The sequence below is a fragment of the Flavobacterium sp. genome, from assembly GCF_046155325.1.
Classification (GTDB): Bacteria; Bacteroidota; Bacteroidia; order Flavobacteriales; family Flavobacteriaceae; genus Flavobacterium.
Map to the genome: position 1 here is coordinate 1 of NZ_JBJXDQ010000016.1, position 3908 is coordinate 3908.

The window sequence follows — 3908 nt, forward strand, 5'->3', positions numbered from 1 at the left end:
TTGCGGAGAAAGAGGGATTCGAACCCCCGGACCTGTGACAGTCAACAGTTTTCAAGACTGCCGCATTCGACCGCTCTGCCATTTCTCCAGTGAGCGACAATCAAAATTTATTGATTGCGAGTGCAAATATAGTAACCTTTTTCCGTTTTGCAAAAACTATTTTTATAAAAATGAACTTATTTTAGAGGTCTCAAATTAAATGATTCATAATCTATTCATTACATTAACTAATAGCTTACAAATTCTTTAATTTCAAGTCCATATCCTATCATACCTACTCTTTTTGTATGAACCGTATTTGAAATCAATCTAATTTTAGAAATGTCAATATCGTGCAATATTTGGGCGCCAATACCAAAATCTTTAGTATCAATTACAATTTTTGGTGCTTTGAAAATACCTTGTTCTTGTAAAGTTTTAAGTTCTGAAATTCGGTTGAGTAAACTCACGGATTGCATGTCTTGATTGATGAAAATTACAGCACCTTGTCCTTGTTCATTGATGATTTTGAACATATCATCGAGTTGCTTGTCGGCATTGTGAGTCAACGTACCCAATAAATCATTATTAACCTGGGTCGAATTAATTCGAGTCAAAACCGAATCTCCCAAATTCCAAGTTCCCTTTGTAAGAGCAATGTGAATCTGCTTGTTTGTTGTTTGTTGATAAGCTCTTAATCTAAAAGTTCCAAAACGGGTTTCAACTTCAAAATCTTCTTTCTTGATGATTAAGCTATCATGCTGCATTCTATAAGCAACTAAATCTTCAATCGATACTAATTTTAGATTAAATTTTTTGGCTACTTTACACAATTGAGGTAATCGAGCCATGGTTCCATCTTCATTCATGATTTCAACAATCACTCCAGCTGATTTAAAACCGGCTAATCGAGCAAAGTCAATAGCGGCTTCTGTATGGCCTGTTCTTCGCAAAACCCCTCCTTGTTTAGCCACTAATGGAAATATATGACCTGGTCTTGATAATTCATGAGGTTTTGTATTTCCGTTTACTAATGCTAATACTGTTTTGGCTCTATCAGATGCCGAAATACCTGTAGTAACACCATTTCCCTTCAAATCTACCGAAACCGTAAATGCGGTTTCCATTTGATCGGTATTATTGGTAACCATAGGTCTTAATTCTAATTCTTTGCAACGATTTTCAGTCAAAGGAGCACAAATTAATCCACGACCATGTGTAGCCATGAAATTAATCATTTCTGGAGTTACTTTTTCGGCGGCAGCCAAAAAATCACCTTCGTTTTCACGATCTTCATCATCGACTACAATAATGATTTTTCCTTGTCGAATATCCTCGATAGCTTCTTCAATGGTGTTAAGTTGTATCCTAGTCGTTGCCATAATTGCGTTTATTTTTGTGACGGAAATAATCTTTTTATTAGTTTTTGAAAAGGTTCTAAAATCACATCCATATTGATTAAACCAATGTCGTTAGTAGCTCGATAGGTTAATAAAATTGCAAATGGTGTCAAAATAATCGAAGACATCCAAGAGCCTAAAAATGGAGGAAGTCCATCTTCTTGTGAAATTCTTTTTCCAAAAGTATTTATAAAATGAAAAGTAATGAAAATCAAAACGGCAAAAACAATAGGCATTCCTAAACCACCTTTCCTAATGATAGCACCTAATGGAGCACCGATAAAAAACATTAAAAAACATGCAAAAGCAATTATAAATTTATCATTTAAAGCCAATATATGATTGTTGATATTTTTCTTTTTAAATGTTAAATCATTTTTTACAGATTCAATAGAGAATCCTGCACTAACCATATTACTTGAGGCCATGCTTACTATTTCTAATTTTTTATCATTGGGGTAAGATGACAATAAATCTTTTGAAATCTTTTGAAACTTTTTTGTTGTTGGCTTTTCATTTAAACTTAAAAAAAACTGATTTCTACTTTCACAATTAGCACGAATATCAGTATTTATATTTTTGTTCAAAGAATCAATGGTGTACTTTAATTCTTTGACATTAAGCATGCTATAAGTATTGGTAATGTTTTGGTTTGATTCGTCAACACCATTTAGTTTAGCTAAATCAATATTTATTACATACTTTTTGAATGAGCTTTTAGCAAATGGAATTTTGTCACGATCTTCATAATTTTTAGGTTTTATATCTTCATAATAATACCCATCATTTAAAATTAATTTCAAAATATTAGATTCTTTTTCACTAATAAGTTCCCCATATTTTGCCTTAATAACTGTTTTATTCCCTTCGCCGATGTTTGATTTTTTGTGAATGGTTATTTCAGAAAGATTTTTTCCATTTTGGCCTGATTTTTTATTGACTTTAATATTGTAGGAACCAACATTATTGAATTGTCCTTCGGCTATTGCTAAGGCTGGTTTTGATTGTGCAATGTTTTTTCGGAAATTAATAAATTTAAATTCTGCGTATGGAATAAAGTTGTTGGCAAAAGTAAAGGCTACAATACTTAATAATAAAATAAAAACTGTCAATACTTTTAGAGCTCTTTGAAGTGAAATTCCTGCTGATTTCATTGCTGCAAACTCGTATGTCTCAGCTAAATTACCAAAAGTCATTATAGAAGCAAGCAAAACGGAAAGGGGTAATACTAAAGGAATTATTCTGGGTGTAGCAAACAATAAGAATTTAATAACCATCCATAAATCAAGATCTTTACCTGCTAGTTCTGCTATAAACAACCAAACAGTTTGTAAAATAAATATGAAAAACAAGATTACAAATACCAATGTAAATGTAGTCAGATATGTTTTTAATAAGTATTTGTCAAGAATTTTCACTTAGTTTTAATCTAATTTGTTGATGTAGTAATTTGGGTATTTACTTTCAGCAAAGGTAAATTGATTTTTTGACAATGGTTGATTGGTTTTAAAAGAATTCACTGTCAAAGTAGTTTTAGTTCCCTTTTTGCCAGTTTCTATGACGTTAAAAATGTGTTTAGTTTGAACATCAATACCTAATAATATTTCTTTTCTTTTATCTTTTATATTGGTTGGAACCAATTTTATATATTGAATTTTTCTTCCTTTTATATTTTGAATAATATCCATGGTACAGTTGTACCCAGAATTAAAAAAAGTTAACATTTTTGATGGAGTGATGGAATTATTATCATTTTCGTTACTAGTCGAAATGGATATTTCTTCATCTTCAGGTACAATAGTGTAGCTTTTTTTGCCATCAAAAATTTTAGTAATTCCCATGAAATTTAAAACATATTGATTTCCTTTCATAGTGACATTTCCTTTACTATCTTGATTGATATTTTCTTGATTGTTGTGTAGGGAATACTTAAAATCAATGACAATATTTTCATAACTTTTCACTTTTGAAGTTACTTCGTCTAATAAAGCTTTGGCTTTCTTATTTTGTGCTTGAATAGAAAAATTAAAAAGGAGTGTATATGCCAAAATAATATACTGCAAAAAAACTTTATTTTGAATCTTTAGTTTCATTAAATTGAATTTGAATGTAGTTTATGAATTTAAAATAGAAAGTAAATATTAGGCTTCTTCATTGCTGAAAAATTGATCCAAAGAATTAATATCTAGAATATTAACGCTACGTGCTTTGCTGCCTTCAAAAGGACCAACGATACCAGCTGATTCGAGTTGGTCGATTAATCTTCCAGCTCGGTTATATCCTAATTTAAGTTTTCTTTGTAATAAAGAAGCTGAACCTTGTTGTGCATTGACAATAATTTCGGCTGCTTCTCTAAATAAAGTATCTCTTTCAGAAATATCCATATCAAGATTAATGCCAGTTTCTTCACCAACAAATTCTGGTAGCAGATAAGCAGTAGCATAGGCTTTTTGAGAACCAATATATTCAGTGATTTTTTCTACTTCGGGAGTGTCAATAAAAGCGCATTGAACCCTTACTGTGTCATTT

The 3908-nt window shown here is 31.0% G+C and carries 4 protein-coding genes and 1 tRNA gene; all 5 read right to left on the bottom strand.

Translation table 11 applies throughout. The features are described from left to right. Positions 1-3: 3 nt before the first annotated feature. Positions 4-88, bottom strand: a tRNA-Ser gene (locus ACKVOD_RS01565). A 139-nt stretch (positions 89-227) separates the two neighbouring features. Next, a complete protein-coding gene (ribB, locus tag ACKVOD_RS01570) occupies positions 228-1361 on the bottom strand; it encodes a 3,4-dihydroxy-2-butanone-4-phosphate synthase (protein WP_409207729.1) in 1134 nt (377 codons plus the stop codon). 8 nt (positions 1362-1369) lie between these two features. Further along, positions 1370-2797, bottom strand: a complete 1428-nt coding sequence (locus ACKVOD_RS01575) for an LptF/LptG family permease (protein WP_409207730.1) — start codon at positions 2795-2797, stop codon at positions 1370-1372. Positions 2798-2803: 6 nt separating this feature from the next. Continuing rightward, positions 2804-3472, bottom strand: a complete 669-nt coding sequence (locus ACKVOD_RS01580; RefSeq protein ID WP_409207731.1) for a LolA family protein — start codon at positions 3470-3472, stop codon at positions 2804-2806. Between the two features lie 48 nt (positions 3473-3520). After that, positions 3521-3908 (bottom strand): DNA translocase FtsK (locus tag ACKVOD_RS01585; protein WP_409207732.1); only part of this gene is annotated, 388 nt, incomplete at its 5' end.